This is a genomic window from Sulfuricurvum kujiense DSM 16994 (assembly GCF_000183725.1).
GTDB classification, from domain to species: domain Bacteria; phylum Campylobacterota; class Campylobacteria; order Campylobacterales; family Sulfurimonadaceae; genus Sulfuricurvum; species Sulfuricurvum kujiense.
The window spans coordinates 2,486,922-2,509,274 of record NC_014762.1 but is presented as its reverse complement, the minus strand read 5'-3'; the positions used below and the strand labels follow the sequence as shown (position 1 = coordinate 2,509,274).

The window sequence follows — 22,353 nt, the reverse complement described above, 5'->3', positions numbered from 1 at the left end:
GGGTTTAGATGTCTAAAAGACAATTAGCAATGGTAATGGACCTGAACAAATGTATCGGGTGCCAAACATGTACCGTAGCATGTAAAACGCAATGGACGAACCGTAACGGTCGTGAATATATGTATTGGAATAATGTCGAGACCTATCCGGGTACCGGCTATCCAAAAAACTGGATGGAGCTTGGCGGCGGATTTGACGCGGCAGGCGACCTTCAGCCGGGTGTCATCCCTAACCTCGAAGCCGATTACGGGGTACCTTGGGATTACAACTATGAATCGTTGATGGGCGGTATGGCTGATAGCAATACTTTTCATCCGCATGTTTCTCCGACATGGGGACCGAACTGGGATGAAGACCAAGGTGCCGGAGCATTCCCACAAGACAACTATTTCTTCTACTTGCCGCGTATTTGTAACCACTGTACAAATCCGGGATGTTTGAGTGCGTGTCCGCGGGATGCGATCTTCAAACGTGAAGAAGACGGGGTTGTATTGGTCGATTTGGATCGCTGTCAAGGTTACCGCTATTGTATCGCGGGATGTCCTTACAAAAAAATCTATTTCAATCCGAAAATCTCTAAATCAGAGAAATGTATCCTTTGTTTCCCACGTATCGAGCAGGGCTTACCGCCGGCATGTGCTCAACAATGTGTCGGACGTATCCGCTTTGTAGGTTTCTTGGATGATGAAGAATCACAAGTATACAAATTGGTACACAAATATAAAGTAGCCATCGGTCTTCGTTCAGATTACGGAACACAGCCGAATGTATACTATATCCCTCCGACCGAATCTCCTGCAAAATTTGACGCAGAAGGGAAAATTATCGAAGGTTCAACCCGTCTTCCGATTGAAGAGCTTGAAAAATTGTTCGGTCCGGCCGTACATGATTCTATCAAAACGCTTAAAGCGGAGATGAAAAAACGTAAAGAAACCGGGGTGAGTGAATTAATGGATCTATTGATCGCGTATCAGCACTCCGATATGTTCCGTTTGGACAACAACTACTATCAGCAAGTAGCGAAAGAGAATAAACGAAACCCATTGGCTCCGGTCGATACACGTTATATCGCAGGTAAGTTTACTAAAGCTGGAGGACACCACTAATGAAAAAGCTTCTAACAACTATTCTTTCATTGGGTGTTGCCGCTTCTGCGGCACTGGCGGGTGATTTGAGCCTTACAGCGGTAAAAGTGAGTGATAAACTCGATACCGTGAGTGCAGATTCTGCCCTTTGGAGCAAAGCAAAGTTTTCAACGGTTGATTTGTATCCGCAAACCGCTATCGAATTTAATGACAAAGAGGCGATTGAAGCCAATAAAGCGAACAAAGGGAAAAAAGTCCAAGTTGCGGCTCTTCACAACGGAAGCGAAATCGCTGTTCTTGTCAAATGGGCTGACGGCAGCAAAAATGTTCAAGGGATCAAATGTACCGATACCTACAGTGACGGATTTGCACTTCAGTTCGCCGGTTCGACTAAAAAAGCTCAGCCTCTTCCGTATATCGGTATGGGGTCTGAGGGGCGTCCGGTAGTCGTTCATCTTCAAAAAGCGACTGAAAAAGTGTATGAACCAAACGGAAACAAAGATGTTTCTACCCAAATCAACCGTCAACAAACGGGTGTTTTCGGTAAAGAATTGGCTGAGTATGATGCAAAAGTCGCTTCTTTGGCAAATACCGATTTTGAGCGTGTATTCGTGGGTGAAGGGTTCCGTTCATTGACGGAAATCAAAGACAAATCGGTTAAATCGAACGCATCGATGAAGTATGAAAACAAAGGCTGGACCGGTACGCTTGTCCGTCCTTTAAAAGATGATTATATCTCTGCATCAGGAACACTACCGGTTGCAATCGCAGTTTGGGACGGTGCTAAGCACGGACGTAACGGATTGAAACTTCTCTCTTCATGGGTTGCGATCAACCTTGAAGGCTCAAAAGCAAACAATGCCGTTGTTGCTGAAGCGACAGAAGTATCTAAGGGAGATGCGGTAAAAGGTAAGCTGGCAGCTGAGACAAACGGATGTGCCGGATGTCACCAAATAGATAAATCAGCTCCTGCCGGGACTATGGCTCCATCGCTTGTAAATATCGGCGGCTATTCAACCGCTGCATATTTGCGGGAGTCAATCTTAAAACCGTCTGCGGTTGTTGTGCCAGGTTACAATCGTAATGCGCATGCCAATACACCGTGGTATACTATTGAAAAAGGGAAACGTGTTTCTACGATGACCGATTACAGTTTCTTGGATAAAGGGACGGTTGATGATATCGTAGCGTACCTCAAAACCCTAAAAGTGGAGGTAGAATAATGAAAAAGATTATCTTGATTGCTGCTGCACTCGTTTTCAGTGCTTTTGCAGCTGAACCGGAAGGGCAAGAGTTCGAAGGGCTCTTAACAACACCAGGATGTGCCGCGCAAGGTGCATTCTCTGATTGTTATTTGGAGAACTATACATGTGGATCAGACGGTTGTTTTAAAAAGATTCAGCCTGGTGAAACTACCCACCCGAAATTGGCTCTTTTCCAGCACAACAGCGGGAAAGTGTACAATATCGATACTTCGAAACTTAAAGTTTCTGAGTTAGGTGAGGGGATGAATAAAAACGGCGTTGTCATCGTCGGTATTCTTGATGAGAAGACCAATACGATTGCGGCAACAGAATTTAAAGCGCCTCCTCCGCCGAAAAAATCATTTTTCAAAGGGTGTTTATAACACCACCGTCTAACCCCATGGGTTAGACTCTTAATTGTCTAAACTTTGCTGTCTCAAAGCCCTCATATGACACAATCCCTTACTTTTTTTAGGAACTTTTGATGAACAACGAATACCGTCTTTATATCTATGCTTTTTTGTCACGTGTTATGAGCAATATACCTGACCGTCGCTTTATCCATGACCTCAAAAACAATGAGTCGCTTTTGGAGATTATCGGTGAAGAGACATATCAATGGGTCAAAGAGAGCGATGAAGATGCGCTTTATGAGGCACTGAATATCGACTATTCATCCATGTATATCCTCAATACGCAACCGGTCGAATCGTTTGTCCTCGATGCTAAAAACGAGACGCTGGTCGGGCTGCAAAACCCGGTAATGGCTTTTTATTTTACCCACGGTTTTGAAGTCAATATGGATCAAACGGACATTATGGCGCCGGATCATTTGGGAATTGAGTTTGCGTTTATGCAAACACTGATTTATCGTAATGAACTCAAGCCGCAGTTGGAGTTTTTGGATCAGCATCTATTTCCATGGGTCGTGCCGTATATGATGGGTATGAAAAGTATGGCGGAGACACCGTTTTACAGAGATATGTGCGATTTTATTATCGAATTTTTAAGTGCCGATTACGAGTATCTCTCAGCAGGAAATGCCAATGGGTAATATGAACTTTATTCAAAAGAGCAATCTTTTCTCTTTTACGGGAACACGCTGTCTAAGAAACGAGTATTTTCACAATGATTGCCGTATTTGTATCGATTTATGTCCAAAAGGTGCCTTTCACATTATCCGGAATAAACTCACATTGTTTGAGAACGAGTGTGTTGAGTGCGCGGGATGTATCGGAAGTTGTCCGACTGAAGCTTTGGAGATAGAGAGCTTTGATCCCAACGGATTTGCCGCGTCGTATCAATATCAAAAAGAGTTGACCCTTTCATGTAAAGTATCCACGCCGTGTTTGGGTGTATTTGACGTAGAACATTATACGGTTATGGCACTTCGAGGCGATAAGAGCGTAACGTGTGATATGAGCCATTGTGCGGGGTGCATTCTGAATGAAAACGGCAAATTAGAACAATCGATCCGTTCGAAAATCGATACGGCGAATGATCTTTTGGAAAAAATCCAAAGCGCTCATCGCATCGAGACCATAGAAGAAAAAGAGGAACAAGCCGATCGGCGCGCCCTCTTTCGAAAAGGGTTTGAAAAAATTAAAGAGTCGGTTGCCAACGAATCGCAAGCACACGTTGCTATGACGACGGCACACCATCAGCTCCCGGATATGAGAATGCCGCTAAAGCGGGTAATGCTCAAAAATTCCCTCAAAGAGATTGTCGGGAATCTGGAGACGACAGCGTTTAGCGAAAACAGTCCCCTTTTTTTTAACAAACAAATCGATTTTCAAACCTGTACAAACTGCGGTGAGTGTACACAGTTTTGTCCGACCGATGCGCTCTTTCCAACGTCGGATAAACAAGGAATATATTTTAGTCAAGGAAAATGTATCGGATGCGGTATCTGTGAAGATATATGCAAACCAAAAGCGATTAAAGCCAAAGAGGGATTCGATTTGGTGAGTATCGCATTTGATAGAGCAGAGCAGCTAGTCCATTATGAAATGGTGATGTGTCATGAATGCCGCTGCCCATTCCCGTATAAGGGGGGAGAGCCGATCTGCGACCGGTGTGAGAGCTATACAAAACAGTTTAGCACTATGTTCACTTTGGCCAAAGATTTATAGGAGAGAAAGTTATTTTTTCTCCATAGCGTCTTTTGCCCCTTTTATCGCCCCTTCCATAGCCGATTTGGCGACACTCCAAGCGCGTACACCCATCGCTTTGGCTTCTTGAGCCGATTTTGAGTTCAATAGCTTTGTTCCTTGCATTGTAACACCGCGTTTGATTTTAGAGAGGCGGTTTCGAAGCAGTTCAACGGTCTCTTTTGAGAGATTGGTGAGTTCATCGGATTGGGCGTAGATCTCATTGCTGATCCGCTCAAGATTCTCGACAATGGAGTGTGAGTTGTGGCTCTTTAGCGAATTGAGAACCTGCGTAAAGAGGGTATCGATACGGTCTAGTTCGGTTTCGATCGTTTTGTACTCGTCACGATAAAGTGCTTTTACCTCTTCGGGAACGTAGAGAAGATACTGATGGAATTTTTCGATCGATTTGATCAGTGCGCTGCGGATTCCCAGCAATGTTCCGCGGAAAATTGTATTTGACTGATTGGGCGTCGCTTCGGCGACATTGATGGCACTTTGCAGGATACTGGCCAAGATGCGACGGATACGGACGGCGTTGAGAACATTGGCATTGAGTGTTTCGAAGGTAATATCTTTGATAATCTCATGCAGGGTATCCTCGATATCGGACCCTTTTTCAAGGGTTGTAATAATGGCACTTTCCGTAATTTCTTCAAGGATGTCGAGAAGATCAACCGATTGAAGTTTGACTTGATGGAGTTTTTCAAGCATCTCATCCGAGTTCCCGATATGCTTTTCAAGAGAGTCAAAAAGAGAATATTTAAGATGCTGCAGCTCTTCGCCTTTGCGTATGATTTGGCGCTCTAAACGCTCTTTTTGGGCGATTAAATCTTCAAGCTCGTCATGAAGAGTCTGTCCTTCCTCTTCGAGCATAGCGCTGGCAAGGGTTTTAAGCTCTTGGAGTGAGAGCCCTTGAGTGCTCATCGACCACTCAGAGTTAAGGGCATCAGCGACCGATGCGACTTTGGAATCGATATCCTGTCCTGCATAACTTCGATATCGCGTTTTAATATCGCGTTTTAGAGTTTCTAAATTCATAAATATCCTTTATAACACCATTTTGATATGAGGATGAGCCTTTAGCGTTTCATAGAAATAGGTTCGTTCGTCTTCATTATGAACCAATAGTTCTAAGTTCATGCTGATATATTTTCCGCTTTTGCTGCTATTGGACGGGGTGAGCGTGTATCGGCGTTCGGTAAATATTTCCAATGCCGCAATCTCTATGCCCGCCCGTTCATGGGCAACTACTTTATAGCACCAGTTGCAAGGGTATTCCAACTCAAGCTTTTGAGTCGTTTCGTTGATAATCACCACTTTTGCCTCCTGATTTGGTTTCGAGTTGAATCGGACCGATGACCATCCCTTTATCGATCGCTTTGAGCATGTCATAAATGGTGAGCAGGCCGATGCTCGTACCGGTAAGCGCTTCCATCTCTACTCCCGTCTGACCGCTGAGTTTAGCCGTGACGATGAGCTTAAAGCCCGGCAGTTCTGGGTACTCTTCGATATCGCAATGGACACCGCTGAGGTTGAGAGGGTGGCACATCGGGATGAGGTCCGATGTTTTTTTTGTCCCCATAATCGCGGCAATAACGGCGGTCTGGAGTACCGGCCCTTTTTTGGCGGTTTGATTGACGACGGCATTAAATGCCGAACGGCTCATCGTTATCAAGCCGCTGGCAACGGCAACGCGCGAGGTAGTATTTTTATCGGAAACATCGACCATTTTCGGACGATCGCGCTCATCTAGGTGGGTTAAATTCATTAGTGACTCTTCATAATTCTTTTTATTATTATAGCTCATAGTAGTTAATCGAGCATTGATCAAAAAATAACCATATCAAGACTAAAAATTGGGCTATAGTTTTGCCATGAGTCTTTGGGGCCGCTATAGAGCGGGTAAGTCCAAGGGGCTCGTAACAAAATTATAAAAAAAGGGGAGGAAAACATCATGCAAAATTTAGTACGAAGCTACAATGCCAATGCCCCGCTAATACAAAAATTTATTTTAACAACGTTGGCAAAAGCAAGCCCTAAAGCGTTTAATATGCACCTTTCAGCCAACCTGTATAAAACGTTTCCGAGTTTGGAACTTATTTATAAGACGGATGAAGGATTTGTCCAAACTTCCCCGAATGTTTATCTGAATAAAGAAGAACATTATCATGTCGGGGCCGATCGATCCTATCTCGTCGATGAAATTGCGCTACAGCAAGGGTATTACATCAGCGAGCCTTATATTTCGACGGCAACGGGACATTTGTGTATAACGGTCGTGTATGCAGTGGAAGAGGGATATCTGTTTTTTGATTTCAGAGTCCGTAAATTGCTGGAACGGTTCGATTTGATCGAAAAAAACAATCTGTTTAAATACATGAACCGCTCATCCTATGCGATTATCGGCGGGGGACTGCTCTTTTTCGGCGTGTTTGTTGTCGTTTACGGCTTCTATACGTTCGGGGGGTATCTGTTTGCCAGCGAACCGCTTTCGATCGATGCGGTGTTTAAACCGATCATTGCATTGACGTTGGGATTAGCGGTCTATGATTTGGGAAAAACGATTTTCGAGCAGGAGGTATTGCCTCGGACTCAGCATATCAGTGATACGTTCAATGCGAAAACGCTGATGAATTTTTCGGTTTCAATCATTATCGCTTTATTGATCGAGGCGTTGCTGGTTGTCTTTAAAATTTCGATTCACAATTATAAAGACCTTCCGTATGCTTCGACGTTGATCGCTTCACTCGCTTTTTTGCTTTTGGTTTTCGGCGTATTTATCTATTTGGTACGCAAAAGCGAGAAAGTGCCTCTTGATACTCATGAGGATGATTGAGATTAGCGAATAACTCCTCTTCTTCAAAATTCACATAAGCGGTTGAAGAGGAGGCTAACAGCTTACCGAGACGATGATCGTTTTCGTCCAACATCCTTTCAAATTCTTTTGCCAGGCTTCGGTGATAAAGACCGCACAACGGATGGCTTCCCCCTTTTGTTTTCGCTATCACCGCATCTAAATTTTCATTGTCGGCATCAAGCAATGCTTGAAAAATCGTTTCATCGATAAATGGGGTATCAACGCTCAAAATCATAAGCCGTTCATTTTTCAATGTTTTAAACGCAGTTACGAATCCTACGGTAGGTGCATAATCTATCCCTTCGGGATCAAGGATGAAATCAGCTTGGAAATCAAATTTATCTGCGTTTTTGGTAGAGATGGAAACGTATTTAAAAAGTTTGGAAAGGCGGGTATATTGAAACTCGGCGAGAGTAGAAAAACCGCCAAACGGAAGAAGCGATTTATCTTCTCCCATCCGTGAGCTTTTGCCTCCGGCAAAGATAACACAGTGCATATCAAACAAAATCAACTCCTAAAATAAAATAGCATTGTATCACGACCATGTGATGCAAGTGATTTCAGCGTGCGAGCCGAGCCGCATCGGCGGCCCCCAAAAACCGATACCGCTGTTGACATAAATATGGCGGTTTTCACCTAATGAATGAAGTCCTTTGACATAGGGCTGTGCCAGGGAGACCAAATAGCCAAAAGGCCAAATCTGACCGCCGTGGGTATGTCCGCTAAGGATGAGCGAGGGGGTGTAATCTTGAAGGTATTGAATATACTTGGGCTGATGGGCCAGCAGAAGGGTCGGTGCATCGGGGGGAATGCCGCGCATCGCCTGATCAATATCGGGAATATGGGTTTTGGCACGGTACCCGAATAGGTCATAGACTCCGGCAATATAAAAATCGTTGATTTTAACCGAGCTGTTTTCCAGTACATGGATGCCGATTTGTTTCACATAGGCGATGGTATCTTCGAGAGAGTGAAAATATTCATGGTTCCCCACGATATAGTAGGTTCCGTAACGGCTTTTAAGATGCTGCAGCTCATCGATCGCCTCTTTGAGCGTATCAACATGCGCATCGGACAAATCGCCTGTGATGACTATCAAATCGGGATCGAGTCGGTTGATCGCCGCCACACTCTTGGTGACAAATTCTTTATCGATTAATCCGCCGATGTGGAAATCGCTGATTTGGGCAATCGTGTAATGATTTCCGTTGAATCGGTTTTGCAGGATATCAACATAAGTGACAATCGGTTCTTTTGCCCCCTCAACGATTCCGGCACCCACAAAAGCGCTGCCCAGGGCTAAAAACCCCAAATCGGTAGAGCGTTTGAAAAAGAGCCGCTTCTCCTCTTTAAACGGAGCGATCCGCTGCAGGAGATGAAGCAGCTCATACAGAATAATTCCCATAAACAGGACAAAGCCGATTCCGATGCTGAGCGAAAGGAAGAAATAGAGAAACTTCGGGATACTGAGAAAATAGCGGCTTGCGAGATACCCTAAGACGGCGATCATATTGGCGATCAAGAGGTATTTTAAAAATCGGCGGGTTGAGGATTTGATATGCAAATGTTTGACAATACGGGTATAGGTCAGGGAGTGAATCAAACCAAACAGGATGGTCAGGATTAACGGAAATAAAATCATCGTACTCATGAAACCATTGTAACGAAATATGGCCAATAGTGTAGGCTTGAAGGGCTAAGGAAATCTCCTTCTTCGAGCGAAGAGGAGATTAAAAATTGAGAAAATTACTGGGCAAATGCGGCTGAGAGGATTTTATCCATACCCGGTGTTGCACCGCTTTGGAGGTATTCGAGCACTAGCGGCGAAAATTTGGTCACCATCGACGGATCCATCCCTAAAAATGAGAACTGCGATCCGACACCGCCTAGTTTGAGCATCCCTGCAGGAGCTGCGGCAAGAAGTGTTCCCGCTTGGGGGACTTGTTTGGTCAGAGCCATGAAATCGGCAGGGCTCATTTTTGCTTTTGTATCATTGAGGATAGCGGCCGTACCGCCAATCGCTTGGGTCGGAGTGACGCCCAGTGTAGTTGTAAGATTTTTGATTAACGGATTGGAAAGCAGTTTCTCATCCGCAACCGGAGCTACGGCATTCGCGACCGGAGCGACATTTTGCATCATCGACCCGAAATCAAAAGCGCCGGCATTGCTTGAGAGTAGCAAGAGTGCTGCAAGAGTAAGTGAACGCATGTGTACCTCTGATAAATATGTATAAAAATTATAGCAATAAGAGAGGGTGTTTCTCCCTGAGGGAGAAAAGGTTAGTGGATAGTGGAAGGATCGGTGATATATCCGGTAATAGCCGAAGCGGCGGCTACGGCAGAGTTGGCAAGGTAGACTTTTGAACTGCGTGATCCCATACGTCCTACAAAGTTACGGTTGGTTGTCGCAACAGCCACTTCGTTATCTCCTAGAATTCCCATGTATCCGCCCAAGCAGGCTCCGCAGGTCGGATTCGAGACGACGCCGCCCGCATCGATAATGATATCGATGTAGCCGAGTTTCGTCGCTTCGCGGACGATCCGTTGCGTACCCGGAGTGACGATAAGACGGACATCCTGATGGACACGCTTGCCTTTGAGGATTTCAGCGGCGATTTTAAGGTCGCTCAAGCGGCCGTTGGTACAGCTGCCGATGAAGGCCTGGTCGACTTTGATTTTATCGCTTACCGCTTGGCTTAGGCTGTGGCCGTTGGACGGCAAGAACGGATAGGCAATAACCGGCTCAAGGCGGCCCACATCGATTTCGAGCACCTGAACGTAGGTCGCATCGTCGTCTGAATAGTGGATTTTCGGTTCGCGGGCAAGCGGCTTGTCAGCGAGGAACTCGGCCGTGATATCATCATAGGCTACGATACCGCTTTTTGCCCCCGCTTCGATCGCCATGTTACACATACTGAAACGGTCGTCCATGCTGAGGTACTGGATTGTGCTGCCGACAAATTCAAGGGTGCGGTACAATGCTCCGTCAACCCCGATCATGCGGATCACTTCGAGGATGATATCTTTTCCCGTCGTATAGGTTCCGGGTTTGCCGCTGAGGACGACTTTGATCGACTCGGGAACTTTGAACCAGTTCCCCCCGGTGATCATTGCGAATGCGAGGTCAGTCGAACCCATCCCCGTCGAGAATGCACCTAATGCACCGTGTGTACAGGTATGCGAATCGGCACCGATGATGACGTCGCCCGGGACGACAAGCCCTTTTTCGGGGAGCAATGCGTGTTCGATCCCCATGTCTTTTTCGTCAAAAAAGTGTTTCATTGCATGTTTTTTAGCGAAATCACGGCTGATGCGGGCCTGGTTCGCCGATGCGATATCTTTGGCAGGGATAAAGTGATCTAGAACGATCGAGAACCCTTCCGGATTGGCAAGTTTGGTTGCACCCGAATCTTCGAACGCTTTGATGGAAATCGGAGTAGTGATGTCGTTCCCGATAACCATGTCGATCGGCGAACGGACGATTTCACCCGCATAAACGGGATGTCCGACATGCTCGGAGAATATTTTTTCTGTGATGGTCTGACCCATAATAATACCTTCAAAAGGGGCTAAATAATGGCGCGATTATACCATATCGAGCCTTAGCATTTTTGGATATATCGAATCGATTGTGATGTTGACATCCGGTTAATGAACCTTTTTTAATTTTCGTGTAAAATCAGTATAATCAAAAAAAAGGAGTTTCATGCGACATTTTTCACCATCCTTTAGAGTATGGCATTGGTTGAACGCAATTGCGATGTTTGGATTATTTATTACCGTTGTACTGCGCGAAAGTGTGATGCATAAGGCTAATATCGGCTCAATCGTTCAAACCAAAATGGCGGAGTTGGGGACAATAATCACGGATGAACAGGCGGTAATGATCGGTAAAGCCGTACGCTCTCCGATGTGGGATTGGCATATCTATTTAGGGATTGCGGTCGCAGTTTTATTGGTAGCTCGGTTGGCAATGGTTTTCAAAAACGGATTCGGATTTGATGATAATGCGGCAATGCAAAAAGTATACCGTCTCTATAAAGCGGTTTATGTGCTTTTGGCCGTAATGTCGATCAGCGGTTTGGCTTTGTATCTTAAACTGGCAGGAGATGCGAAGGAGAGTATCGAAACGGTGCATCAATATGTGGGATGGGCTCTTTTTGCTTTTATTGCTGTGCACATTGTCGGTGTCGTACTGGCGGAAAAAAGCGACCAAAGCGGTTTGGTATCGCGGATGATCAATGGTAAATAGTTTTTTAGGATTCGTGCATATCTTTAAATGTCTCCCGAATGGAAAGAAACTCATCCAGATGGTCAAAAAAGATATCGACGAGTCGGGGATCGAAATGTTCTCCCCTCTCCTCTTTAAAGAGGGTAAAAATCCGTTCGTCGTCCCAGGCTTTCTTATACACACGGTCGCTTCCAAGCGCATCAAAAACATCGGCCAAAGCGGTAATACGTCCGTAAATGTGAATCTCATCACCTTTTAATCCTCGAGGGTATCCGGTACCGTTGTATTTTTCATGGTGTTCATACGCCACGATAGCGGCCATTTGCAAAAGCGGGCGATTGGAGTGTTTGAGCATGTCGTAGCCCAGAGCGGCATGGGTATCCATGATAAGCCGTTCTTCTTCATCAAATCGCCCGGGTTTATTGAGTACGGCATCGGGGATAGCCACTTTTCCGATATCATGCATCGGCGACGCCTGTTTGAGCATTTCGGCTTCTTCTTTATCTAGGCCGTAATAGAGGGCAAGGAGTTTGGAATATTCCGCTACCCGTTTGACGTGGTTGCCCGTCTCTTTGGAACGGCTTTCCCCGATTGCACCCATCGTAAAAACGACTTCGCGCTGGGTGTCTTCGATCTCATGATTAAGGGTGGTGATCTCATCCAGTGCTTTGTCCATTCCTCCGATCATCGTATTGAACGCGTCGGAGAGCTGCCCGATTTCGTCTTCCCGGTCTACCGATACTTGCTGCGTGTAATCTTGGGTTCGGGTAATTTTCTTGGCGGTATCGGAGAGGGCGATGATCGGACGGATAAGCGCTGTGGCGACATAATACGCCGCTACGGCGATAAAAAGAGCTCCCGCAATCAGCAGAGCGATAAACCACTGCTCATATTTGTAGAGCAGGCGGTAGGCATACCCTTTTTCCTCTTCTAGGACAACGGTCAGTTTCGGCTGGTTCTTAAGAGCACGGGAAACTTTGAGAGATTCATCGAAAATATCGGGACGTAGAGAAATAGTACCGTCATGATGGCGGATGTAATAATGGCGTTCGGTAGAATTGGAGAAAAAAGGGAGGAAATTTTCGAGCGGATAGGTAACGATAAGCTGTGCAATCTGCGTTTGGGTAAAATTTGAGAGGATAGGGATCGCTAAAAACGGATGCAGTTTTTTGGTTTGGGAAATGGAAGAAAAATCGCTTGAGGCGATAATCTTTCCGTTGGGATCAATGACATAAAAATCGCCGCTCATTTTCATATCATTTTTTTTGGAAAGCAGCAGGTTGCTGATTCGGCGATCCAAATCCTGCGTGTAAATATCGTTCATAACCTCCGATTTGGCAATAAATGCCATATCGTTTTGGAGGGTTTGCAGCGATTGGTCAATCCGCTCTACCGTAAGGCTTAGCTGTGTATTCATCTCTTGGGTTATGGCGTCATATTGTTCTTGGCGGAAGGAATTTCCCATCAGAATCATCGTCAGGGCATAGGGAATAATACTGATCCCTAAAAAAAGGAGAATCGTTTTGAGTTTAAAACTCATAAATCACCTTTACGCTGCTGTCAATCATAGACGAGGGGATATAGCCGATCGAACCCTCAACATTTTGTACAAATGCCTTGATCGACTCATGGGAAGGCTGGGTGATCGGAGGACTGTTTCCTTGGAAATGCTGTTTCACCCAGTAGGCATTCAACCGATCCCTTCCCATTCCGATAACCGCATTTTCAAAAGCGATTCGAGAGGGGTCTTGGCCGACTAAATTGAGCGGGATGATTTTTTGATCTCCGACACTGTGGCGCTTTTGTAGATAGATATCCCGGATTTGTTCGGCAGTGATCCCGGAGAGAGGAATTTTTTTGGAAATGATGATGCTGTACTGTGCGCCGAAAACTGTCGACATGATCGCGAAAAATAAAATTACCGTTTTCATCAGAAGAGCACCGAAAAAGAGAATAGGGCACGGTTTTCATCATTTTGAGAGTGCCATTGATATTCCCCTTTGAGTGAGACGGGATAGAGCGGCCGATAGCTGTATCCGAGGGTTAGAATATGGTCTTTATAATCGGTATGGTGATCGTTGTAATACTCATAACGTCCTATAAGCGCATGTTCGGGGCTATAACGGTACATCGCCTGCGTATAGCCAGAATAGGTGTAATCGTCTTGACGATCGCCGTATTCGCTTTTGGCGGCTAAAGCCTCTGTCAATACCTGCCACCGGGTGTCGTCGTATTTGAAATTTCCCTGAATAAAACGGGTCCGCTGACCGGTTTTGGCAATGTACTCCCCAATGCTTCCTCCGGTATTCCAATCCATAGAGATCTCTTGGTCGAGGGCAAATCCGAAAAAATGGGTATTGGGGATATTGATATACTCTTCATCCATATCGTGATTATTTTGAGCAAAAAGATGGTACTTCAGCCCTTGCGTTTGCGGAACATAACCGTTGATATCGATACCGGTAAGAAATTTCGGAAAAAGGAATTTGCTATAGAGGGGACTGGACGTGGTGTCGCGTAAAACATTAATCGGCTCCATATTCCAATACCCGATCGGTGTGATCTGTTTTCCGAAACGGATGTTAAAATCATCGGACATCCATAGATCGCCGTAGAGGCGTTCGATATGAAATTTATGGCTTTGAGTCTCTGTTCCGTCGGTGAAGTTTTTATGGTAAAAGCCGACCGATTCTAATTCCACTAAATACGAAACCATAGGGTTGATATCGCCGTATGCCAAGACGGCCACATCATCCAGAGTAAAGGTGTCGCTTTGCTGATTGGATTCAAGCTCGGTTGAAAAATAGCCTCCGACGTTGATGGCATCATTGACACGGATACCGTGTCCCAATTCATACTCAGCTGCGTGTATCAGTGAGAGGAGTGTGAGAGAAAAGAGTGATAAAAATCGTAGATACACGTAGAATCCTCTAACGAATGGATCAGTTAAACAGTGGCTAATAGTATCATAAAATTAAATAATGTTGGCTTTTGAATCAGCTGTTGAGTCTGAACTCCAAGGTTAGTTCTATCTCCATCGGCAACGAGTCTACGAGGTTTTTCGGCACGTTGATTCCGGAAGCCGAAGCAACGGCTGTTTTTGCCGAATTATGAAAAATCTCTGCTCCGTGTCGGATCGATATGGCATTGATGGTTCCATTGTTCGAAAGGCTGAAACGGACTCCGACTTCTCCTTCCATTCCTCTGCGGCGTGCGGCGCTCGGATAGCGCAAATGGTTTTGAATCGTTGAACGCAAAGAGGCAAAAAAAGCCCTCTTTTCCGCCGCAATATCGATTTTAGGTTTTGCGGGAGATTGGACCGCTTCGGCAGCCGGTGCATTTTGAACACTCGGTTGAGATGATGGCGGTGCCGATACGGTTTGAACCGGGGAGAGTGTTTGACTCGGCGCGGTTTGAATGGGAGTTGGTTTTGAGTTTTGCGCTTTGGCGGAAGGGGTCGGCTGAGACGTTAGCGGTTTAATCGGCATGGGCGGTGTAATATCAGGCTTCGGTGAGACAATTTTCTCAGTTTTAGGAATGGGAGCACTATCGCTCAAAGAGACTAATGTTATGTGTTGGAGTGGAATTTTCACCATAGGGGGCGGAGTGCGCATTTGGATCAAAACAAAAAAAGCCAATGAACCCATCAGGGTATGAAACACTAAAGAGAGGAGAAATGATTTTCGTGCGGCGGTCATAGGTATATCCATCCTTTTATAATTGCGATTCCGATCCCTGCGAGAAGAATCGGTGCCGCGTGTTGAAGAAATCCTCGATAGCGTGAGAGATGGACGAGGCTCTCTTTGAGAATAGCGGTGAGAACGACGGAAAAAAAGAGAAACCATAGCAATGTCGCACCCAGGCCGAATACAGCTCCGTAGGATATCGCCCATCCTATGGAATGGGTAGCGGCACTCAGTGTCATCATGGTTATGACGGGGGCACACAATGACATAGAAAGAAGAAGTCCGGTAAAGAATAGGGCGAAATTTCCTTGAGGCGTTTGTTGGGGCGTTGAGCTGCAGCACGATGAACCGGCTTTTAGTGAAAACCATAAGCGCCCAGCGAGAAAAATGGTAAGTGCCCCCAGCAAATATCCTATCAGTGTTTTGTCGGCTATGATATTTTTTAGGAGAGAGGAACCTGCAAAGGCGATAAGCGATAGTACGATATAGCCGCTGATACGACCCAGACTGATAGGGAGGAGCACTTTAAGGCTTTGCTGCCGCGTTGCGCTGTTCGCCAAAAGAATCGGTGAGAGCAGCGGCATGCAGGTAAGCATGCATGCGGTGGCGCCGTAAGAAAGAGCAACAAGGAATAAAGAGAGTAGGGTCATCGCTTCCACGACTTAGCCTCTCCACCATTTATCAATTTTTGTCCGTTTTTTAAATCCTTCTTTGGACGAAGAGAGAATCGTAACAGGGCCGTATTTGAAATTCATAACACCGTCATGCGGGCAGAACTCGATGCATCGGCCGCAGAGTGTACAGTCGGCATGGGTAATATTTTTATTTTCCGCCGATTCTTGTATCTCGTAAATATCCATAGGACACGCTTTGACGCAGTTACCGCACGATTCGCAGCTGGACGAGCCGTTTTTCACAAGGCGGAGCAGCCCGATCTTTTTAAACAATGTCTGCATCGGCAGGATCGGACAGATACGACAGAAAGGTGCTCTTACGAACAGTGCCAGAGCGATCATCAGTCCGAACAGCAAATCGGCAATCAGTGAGAGGGCAAAATAGCCCCAATTCGCCTGAGAAATATAGACTTGCGACATATCTCCCGTCATGGCGGTCGTCATGATACGGCTGGGGCAGATCGAGCAATACGGATTTCCCCATTCATGCCCGAGAAAGCCGATACCGGTCAAAAGGGGGAGAATGAGTACCAAAAAGAGAAATATAAACCATTTGATCGGGCGGATTTTCGTAATCGTTTCACGTGAAAGAGTTCCCATCTGAGTGAGGCCCAGTTTGGTTCCGATCATCCCTATAGTCTCTTGGAAAAATCCGAGCGGACAGAGCCATCCGCAAAAGGCTTTATTGAGTATAAGGATGAGTACGGCAACGGTTCCGAGTGTGATGAGGGTTCCCATCAATGCAGGCAGAACTTTTTCACCTTGGGTGAAGATACTCGACACTCGGTGATCCATCTGATGCTGTAATGGGATCAGCGCACAAAAATCTCCCCCGCTCTGATCATAGGCGCATGAGAGGGCGGGGAGACTTTGGGTGAGTTTGTCCCCGGTGTAAAAGGTAGCGAAAATCATTGCCCCATAGACAAAAAAGACAAAAGCGGTGAGCTGGATGACCCGTCTAAGTGCCGTCAACGTTAACAATTTATCCACGTTTTGCTCCTTTGGTCTTGCTTCGTCGATAGAGGAAAATCCCCCCTAAGAAGCCGATAAAAATAGCTCCGGCTCCGTAGCTTTGAGATTGCCAGTAATCGTTCGGATTAAGCGAATAGGGCATACTCAGAGAACTTTGATAAAGTGTTTCACCCTCACGGTATTGGGCGGTAAGGAGGAATTCAGAGGGTTTGTTTTCGCTTCTGCCGATCCGTACATTTTTAAAATCGTCGGGAAGGGTGATCGTGAATTTTCCCGCACCATCCGTCGTAACGGTTTGTGCGGGAGTGTTATGCGTCTGCAAGGATACGGCGGTGTTCGCCAGCACCTGATCGTGAAAACGGAGAACAAAGCGGTACGATTTGGAAGCGGTATATCGGTCATGCTCACGGTGCAGAGGATCGGGGACGATTTCCAATACGGATTTGCTCAGAGCAGTGAGTTTTGTCGGAGAGATTTTGGAAGGGCGCCCTTGAAGGCTAAGATAGCGTACGGCGCTAAATACGGTGTTGGTGCCGTTACCTTCTGCCACTACCGCGTAATACCCTCCCATCGGAGGTTTTGGAAGCATTACGGTATTGCGTTTAAAGCTCAAAGGCTTAGCAGATAGATCCGGAAGGATCAGCTGCGCCGAAGCGTTTCCATCTCTGTTCATGAGGGCGAACATGGCGCTTTCCCCTTTACCGTGGCCGCCGTGTTTGGATGCGGCCGCTTTTCCTTCATCGCATCCGTGAGGAGCCCAATAAACGGCACCGTCGCCGTATCCCCAAAGGGTCGCGGCGGCAATGAGAGTCAAAACTGCTTTTTTCATCTTGTCTCCTTAAAATTTGATTGACAAGCCTGCGGTATAGACACGTCCCGGATTGACGGTGATGGATAAGTCTTCGGAATTAAACACACCGTCATTGTTGGCATCACCGCTTGATCGTGCCGTGTTGTAATAGAACTTATCGAATACGTTATCAACACGGGCGAAAAACTCCCATTTGCTTTTATCCGTTTTGTAAACATAGTTTGCAAGAAGGTTTAACGTCGCTTGGCCCGCAATTTCGATTTTGTTCATCTCATCGGCGTAGTAGCTCGATTTCGCATTGATTTCCGAGCTTAAAAGCAGGTTGTCGTTGTAGTTGTAATTGAGACTGATGTTCAGGGTATGTTTCGGAACGCGAGGGACGGTATTTCCTGTAAGATCGTAGTGCTCGATGGTATATTGTTTGCTCGGGTTTGTAAATGCTGCTCCCGATTTGTATTGCCCGTACGAATTTCCGAGGGTCAGATTGAAATTTTCATATTCGGTAAATTTTGCATCGATATACGAATAGGCTATATCGAGATAAACACTTTTTTTTCTGTCGGTGTTTAAGGCGAGTTCGATCCCTTTGTTTCGCATTCCGCCGATGTTATCGTACTGCGTTACGCTGTAAGAAGGATTTGACGGATCGACTGATGAGTATTGTCCGACATTCGCCATAATGTAATTATTTCTGTTGATCAAGAATGCCGCGACATCGTAATCGAAGAAGGCGGTATTCCCTCGAAGCCCTATCTCATAGTTATAAGATACTTCCGGTTTTAAGTCGTGATTGCTTTCGACTTTGGTATTGGTCGGGTCGATATCGCCGGAGAATAGCTGAGAGACGGTAGGTGTTCTAAAGCCGGTCGAAACGTTGGCATACAGTGATGTGGCATCGTTCAACACATACGTGGACCCTAATCGATACGAACCGACATCAAATTTTTTGTCGAGTCTGATGTCGTGCAAGCCATCATCATAATCCATTTCGATACGGTCATATCGGGCATTCGTTGTTACGACAAAATCATCATTGAGGGCATATTTGACTTCACCGTAGAGAGCATAGACGTTTTCATCGGTTTTATCATCTCCGGTAATAGTCCCCGCATATACTTTATAGGCATCGGAATAACAGGCGGTTCCGGCAAAGTTCAAACGTGTGCAATAGCTCTGCTGGATATTGGTTTTATTCTCATAATAATTATCCCGCAGGTCGATCCCGAAAAGGGTTGCAAAACTATTCCCCGAAGTTCTCAACTCACTTTTGATCCCTCTTTGGATTTGAAAATAGTCGTTGTTGGTGGCGTACGCATCGTCATCGGTTACGGAGGCTCCGGTTAGATCGTATTTGATCGGGGCACTGATGAAATTGGTATCGTCATTGTATTGGTAGACGTTTACAAGGAGGTTGGAGTTTGAGTTCAGCTCTTTGGCGTAGGTTACAAAATATTTGGCCAACGATACGTCAAATTTACGGGAATAATCCCGATCTCCGGTGCCGTTATAAGCGCTTTCAGGGTTGCTTTCCGCTTCGCTTGCCCCTTTGACGGTACCGTGGCTGTCTTTCATACGGTCAGAGAGTTCGATACCGGCGGTTATGTCACTCGTTTCATCGATATAGTATTGAAATTTTGAGTTAAGATATTTGTTGTCATATCCCCCGTTTTCCCAATAGCCGTCGGTTGTCCGTTTTGACCCTTGAACGTAAAAGTTCAATTTGTCATTGGCGTAGCCGGCACGTGCAAGATATTTTCGGAATCCGAAACTTCCCGTTTCAGCCCCTACGGCGCTGTAACTGTTTTTTGCCCCTTTTTTCGTCGTGATAATGACGGCACCGCTTAGCGCATCTTCGCCGAACAGGTAGGAAGCTCCCCCTTTTACCACTTTAATCGATTCGATATTGTCCAAATCGATATTGACGCTTCCGGTCCGTTCAAAAACAGGAACACCGTCGATAACGACGGCAACACCCGGTTTTTCCCCCATATATCTTTGGTTTTCGACTCCGCGAATGTGAAGCTTAAATTTGTCTCCCCCCGTTACCTCGGTTGTGAGTCCGGGAATTTTATTGAGCACTTGCTGAATATTTTCAATATGGGCTTGATCAACACTCTCGCCGCTGATCGTCGATGTATTTGAAACTTCCGTTTGTTTCGAGTCGAACCGGTCATCAATCGTTGTCGAATCGACATTGATAATACCGAGATTTTCTGATCCGAAGCATGATCCTGCAATCAAAGAGGAGAGTAAGATGCTGTGGGTGATACGGCGGGGATTTACCATCGCAATTCCTTAAGTTTATGTTAATAAATAGAATTATGATAAAAGAGTGTTACATTTGTGTTAATTCATCGGTTTAAGTTAACACTAATGTAACACTTCTTTGAAATAATCCTTTCAATTTTTTAATGCAAGGATATTAATGTCTTATATTAAGATATCTCTGGCCGCTGTACTGTTTTGCAGCAGCGCTTATGCTAATGAAGTAGCTGATTTAGGGAATGTATCGATAACGGCAACTAAAACGGAACAAGCCTTGTCCGATTCGCCTGCTTCGGTGACGGTCATTTCAAATGATGAATTAAAGCAAAGAAATGTCTCGCGTGTTAGCGATGCATTATTGATGGTTCCGGGTCTTAGCATGGGGACACCGATGAACGGTCAAATGAGTCAGGGGACTGGAGCAGGGAGTTTTACACTACGGGGTATGAATGCCTCAAGAACGGCAGTTTTGGTGGATGGGGTGCCATTGGTGGACGGGTTTGCCAGCAAAGTCGACTTTAGAACCGTATTGACGGATGATGTCGAGCGCATCGAAGTAGTACCGGGCGCATTTTCATCATTATATGGGAGTAATGCTATCGGAGGGGTTATCAATATCATAACAAAGAAATCGAATAAACCAGAAACAACCGTGCGATATAAAAGAGGGTTTGGAGATGCGGCAGGGAACGATTTCGCACTGTATCACCGCAATCATTATGAAAATGGAATAGGTGTAACACTTGGACTCAGCCGAGAAGATCGTGACGGATATGTGAATGAGTTCGCTGTAAAAACTCCTGGTACAACTGCGGGAATAACACCTGTTACGGGTGGTATACCGACAACAACTCCAGCCGGAGCGTCCGCCTATACTGTTGGGGATAAAGGTGAAATGGCATGGACACAAAACAATGCCACATTAAAACTGACCTATGATTTAGATTCTAAATCGAAACTCTACGGAGGAATCAATTACAACGTTTATAAAACCGATCAAGGCGATTTTCATTCTTATTTACGTGATTCAAGCGGTAATGTCGTTAGCAGCAATACAAGTATGAGCATTGATGGTAGCAATAAGATTAGTCTGGCTGAGAGCGATTTTGCCAATACCTCCCCTTTGGAGCAAGGGAGTACCCGTGTTTTTATAGGTTATGAGGGAGAAATAGCTAATCAATATAAGACTAAAATGGAGATAGCAAAAGCAAAAATCGACAATCAGTATACCGAAAAAGGGACGGGCGCTACATTTTATTCCGGTGTGGGGACCAGAAAGGAAAATCCGAGCGAAGCAATCGATATTTTGCTACAAACCGCATTTGCATTGAGCGATATGAATTACATCACTGTCGGATTGAATCAGCGTAATACCGAGTTGGATCGTAAAGTTTATAATCTTACAAATTGGAGAGATGAAGATTCAGTAACGGGCTCCGCTACGGAAGGAGCTTACGGAAAATCAGCAACAAGTTCAATATTCATCCAAGATGAGATTGCTTTAAGTGATACATTTACCGTTTATGCAGGTGGACGGTACGATCGATGGGAGACGGAAGGAGACAACTTTAAAATCGGTACGGGAGCCTATGATAATACCTTCGATAAACGAAGCGACAACGCATTTAGCCCAAAATTATCGGTGGTCTATTTGCCGATAGAGGATATTACATTGCGTGCATCTGCCGGAAAATCATTTCGCGCACCGGATAATTATGAATTATATGGGACACTCTACTGTTGTAGTACATATTACCAAAGTAATCCGAATCTGAAACCTGAAGTTGCAACGACGTATGAAATAGGGGGTGAATGGAGAGCTACTACGGATCTTAAAACGGGAGTTTCACTCTACCAAACCACGCTGAAAGATATGATTTACGGTAAAAGAATCGATGCCACCCATCAGGAGAAATCGAATGCGGGTGAAGCACGTGTTCAAGGTATTGAACTTACTGCCAATGTGAATTTAACGTCATGGCTAAATCTTGATTTATCATACTCTTATATCGATTCTGAAGTGTTAAAAAATGAAGCTGATCCTACAACGGTAGGGAATAAACTAGCACAAACTCCGACACGAATGTGGAGTGGGGCACTTTCGGCGAAATACGGAAATTGGTCGGGATTGGTAGAAACAAAATATTCTGATGAAGTATTCTCGACAGAGTCAAACGCTGCGGATGTCGGAGGGGTATTCGGAAGTTATGATGCATATTGGATGACGAACGCGAAAGTTGATTATGTGATTAACAAAGGGCTTAAAGCTTCCCTTTCCGTGAACAATCTGACCGATGAAACAGTCTATCAGTATTCATTATTGCCGGGAAGAAATGTCACCGCTGAACTGATTATGACCTTCTGATGGATCATAAT

At 45.4% G+C, this 22,353-nt stretch carries 23 protein-coding genes; 8 read left to right on the top strand and 15 right to left on the bottom strand.

Annotated features, from left to right (window positions below):
• Positions 1–8: 8 nt before the first annotated feature.
• The 5 genes from SULKU_RS12545 (at position 9) to SULKU_RS12525 (ending at position 4,461) form a co-directional block, all read left to right on the top strand.
• A complete protein-coding gene (locus SULKU_RS12545; protein ID WP_013461346.1) occupies positions 9–1,106 on the top strand; it encodes a 4Fe-4S dicluster domain-containing protein in 1,098 nt (365 codons plus the stop codon).
• Positions 1,106–2,308, top strand: coding sequence for an ethylbenzene dehydrogenase-related protein (locus SULKU_RS12540; RefSeq protein ID WP_013461345.1), 1,203 nt, complete (start codon positions 1,106–1,108; stop codon positions 2,306–2,308). The genes SULKU_RS12545 and SULKU_RS12540 overlap by 1 nt, the downstream gene beginning before the upstream one ends.
• Positions 2,308–2,712 carry a hypothetical protein gene (locus tag SULKU_RS12535; protein ID WP_013461344.1) on the top strand — a complete coding sequence of 135 codons (405 nt, stop codon included), beginning with the start codon at positions 2,308–2,310 and terminating at the stop codon, positions 2,710–2,712. The genes SULKU_RS12540 and SULKU_RS12535 overlap by 1 nt, the downstream gene beginning before the upstream one ends.
• A gap of 101 nt (positions 2,713–2,813) precedes the next feature.
• Positions 2,814–3,383 carry a TorD/DmsD family molecular chaperone gene (locus SULKU_RS12530; RefSeq protein WP_013461343.1) on the top strand — a complete coding sequence of 190 codons (570 nt, stop codon included), beginning with the start codon at positions 2,814–2,816 and terminating at the stop codon, positions 3,381–3,383.
• Complete coding sequence (locus SULKU_RS12525; RefSeq protein ID WP_013461342.1) at positions 3,376–4,461, top strand: 4Fe-4S binding protein; 1,086 nt, start codon at positions 3,376–3,378, stop codon at positions 4,459–4,461. The genes SULKU_RS12530 and SULKU_RS12525 overlap by 8 nt, the downstream gene beginning before the upstream one ends.
• 9 nt (positions 4,462–4,470) lie before the next feature.
• Here SULKU_RS12525 and SULKU_RS12520 read toward each other — a convergent pair whose 3' ends face one another.
• From SULKU_RS12520 to moaC, 3 genes are read right to left on the bottom strand one after another with little or no spacing between them, the layout of a single operon-like run.
• Entirely contained in the window at positions 4,471–5,520 is a 1,050-nt protein-coding gene (locus SULKU_RS12520; protein ID WP_013461341.1) for a DUF6781 family protein, read from the bottom strand.
• 9 nt (positions 5,521–5,529) lie between these two features.
• Positions 5,530–5,796 (bottom strand): HP0495 family protein, encoded by a 267-nt coding sequence (locus SULKU_RS12515; RefSeq protein ID WP_245535149.1) that lies wholly within the window; start codon positions 5,794–5,796, stop codon positions 5,530–5,532.
• The gene (gene moaC / locus SULKU_RS12510; protein WP_013461339.1) at positions 5,765–6,250 is read right to left on the bottom strand and encodes a cyclic pyranopterin monophosphate synthase MoaC; all 486 of its coding nucleotides are present in this window, start codon (positions 6,248–6,250) and stop codon (positions 5,765–5,767) included. Before moaC ends, SULKU_RS12515 begins: the two co-directional genes overlap by 32 nt.
• 186 nt (positions 6,251–6,436) lie before the next feature.
• On the opposite strand from moaC, the gene SULKU_RS12505 reads away from it, so the two are divergent.
• The gene (locus SULKU_RS12505; protein WP_013461338.1) at positions 6,437–7,318 is read left to right on the top strand and encodes a hypothetical protein; all 882 of its coding nucleotides are present in this window, start codon (positions 6,437–6,439) and stop codon (positions 7,316–7,318) included.
• On the opposite strand, the gene mobA is transcribed toward SULKU_RS12505, so the two are convergent.
• From mobA to SULKU_RS12485, 4 genes are all read right to left on the bottom strand, one after another.
• A complete protein-coding gene (gene mobA / locus SULKU_RS12500; RefSeq protein WP_041667188.1) occupies positions 7,260–7,835 on the bottom strand; it encodes a molybdenum cofactor guanylyltransferase MobA in 576 nt (191 codons plus the stop codon). The two genes, SULKU_RS12505 and mobA, sit on opposite strands and share 59 nt — an antisense overlap.
• A 39-nt stretch (positions 7,836–7,874) precedes the next feature.
• Positions 7,875–8,990 (bottom strand): metallophosphoesterase, encoded by a 1,116-nt coding sequence (locus SULKU_RS12495; RefSeq protein ID WP_041667187.1) that lies wholly within the window; start codon positions 8,988–8,990, stop codon positions 7,875–7,877.
• Positions 8,991–9,085: 95 nt separating this feature from the next.
• Positions 9,086–9,547 carry a DUF2780 domain-containing protein gene (locus SULKU_RS12490; RefSeq protein WP_013461335.1) on the bottom strand — a complete coding sequence of 154 codons (462 nt, stop codon included), beginning with the start codon at positions 9,545–9,547 and terminating at the stop codon, positions 9,086–9,088.
• A 71-nt stretch (positions 9,548–9,618) separates the two neighbouring features.
• A complete protein-coding gene (locus SULKU_RS12485; RefSeq protein ID WP_013461334.1) occupies positions 9,619–10,887 on the bottom strand; it encodes a 3-isopropylmalate dehydratase large subunit in 1,269 nt (422 codons plus the stop codon).
• 157 nt (positions 10,888–11,044) lie between these two features.
• Between SULKU_RS12485 and SULKU_RS12480 the strand changes: the two genes are divergently transcribed.
• Positions 11,045–11,590, top strand: coding sequence for a cytochrome b/b6 domain-containing protein (locus tag SULKU_RS12480; RefSeq protein ID WP_013461333.1), 546 nt, complete (start codon positions 11,045–11,047; stop codon positions 11,588–11,590).
• 4 nt (positions 11,591–11,594) lie between these two features.
• Here SULKU_RS12480 and SULKU_RS14910 read toward each other — a convergent pair whose 3' ends face one another.
• From SULKU_RS14910 to SULKU_RS12440, 8 genes are all read right to left on the bottom strand, one after another.
• Positions 11,595–13,109, bottom strand: coding sequence for an HD domain-containing phosphohydrolase (locus SULKU_RS14910; protein WP_013461332.1), 1,515 nt, complete (start codon positions 13,107–13,109; stop codon positions 11,595–11,597).
• Positions 13,099–13,500, bottom strand: coding sequence for a type 2 periplasmic-binding domain-containing protein (locus SULKU_RS12470; protein WP_013461331.1), 402 nt, complete (start codon positions 13,498–13,500; stop codon positions 13,099–13,101). Before SULKU_RS12470 ends, SULKU_RS14910 begins: the two co-directional genes overlap by 11 nt.
• Positions 13,500–14,489 carry an outer membrane beta-barrel protein gene (locus SULKU_RS12465; RefSeq protein WP_013461330.1) on the bottom strand — a complete coding sequence of 330 codons (990 nt, stop codon included), beginning with the start codon at positions 14,487–14,489 and terminating at the stop codon, positions 13,500–13,502. Before SULKU_RS12465 ends, SULKU_RS12470 begins: the two co-directional genes overlap by 1 nt.
• Before the next feature lie 76 nt (positions 14,490–14,565).
• The gene (locus tag SULKU_RS12460) at positions 14,566–15,267 is read right to left on the bottom strand and encodes a TonB family protein (RefSeq protein ID WP_013461329.1); all 702 of its coding nucleotides are present in this window, start codon (positions 15,265–15,267) and stop codon (positions 14,566–14,568) included.
• Positions 15,264–15,905, bottom strand: coding sequence for a sulfite exporter TauE/SafE family protein (locus SULKU_RS12455; RefSeq protein ID WP_245535181.1), 642 nt, complete (start codon positions 15,903–15,905; stop codon positions 15,264–15,266). Before SULKU_RS12455 ends, SULKU_RS12460 begins: the two co-directional genes overlap by 4 nt.
• Before the next feature lie 12 nt (positions 15,906–15,917).
• Entirely contained in the window at positions 15,918–16,919 is a 1,002-nt protein-coding gene (locus SULKU_RS12450; protein ID WP_013461327.1) for a 4Fe-4S binding protein, read from the bottom strand.
• Positions 16,912–17,730, bottom strand: coding sequence for a hypothetical protein (locus SULKU_RS12445; RefSeq protein WP_013461326.1), 819 nt, complete (start codon positions 17,728–17,730; stop codon positions 16,912–16,914). Before SULKU_RS12445 ends, SULKU_RS12450 begins: the two co-directional genes overlap by 8 nt.
• A 9-nt stretch (positions 17,731–17,739) precedes the next feature.
• The gene (locus tag SULKU_RS12440) at positions 17,740–19,998 is read right to left on the bottom strand and encodes a TonB-dependent receptor (protein WP_013461325.1); all 2,259 of its coding nucleotides are present in this window, start codon (positions 19,996–19,998) and stop codon (positions 17,740–17,742) included.
• A gap of 139 nt (positions 19,999–20,137) precedes the next feature.
• Here SULKU_RS12440 and SULKU_RS12435 point away from each other — a divergent pair, with 139 nt between their 5' ends.
• Complete coding sequence (locus SULKU_RS12435; protein WP_013461324.1) at positions 20,138–22,342, top strand: TonB-dependent receptor; 2,205 nt, start codon at positions 20,138–20,140, stop codon at positions 22,340–22,342.
• The last annotated feature ends 11 nt before the right edge of the window (positions 22,343–22,353 follow it).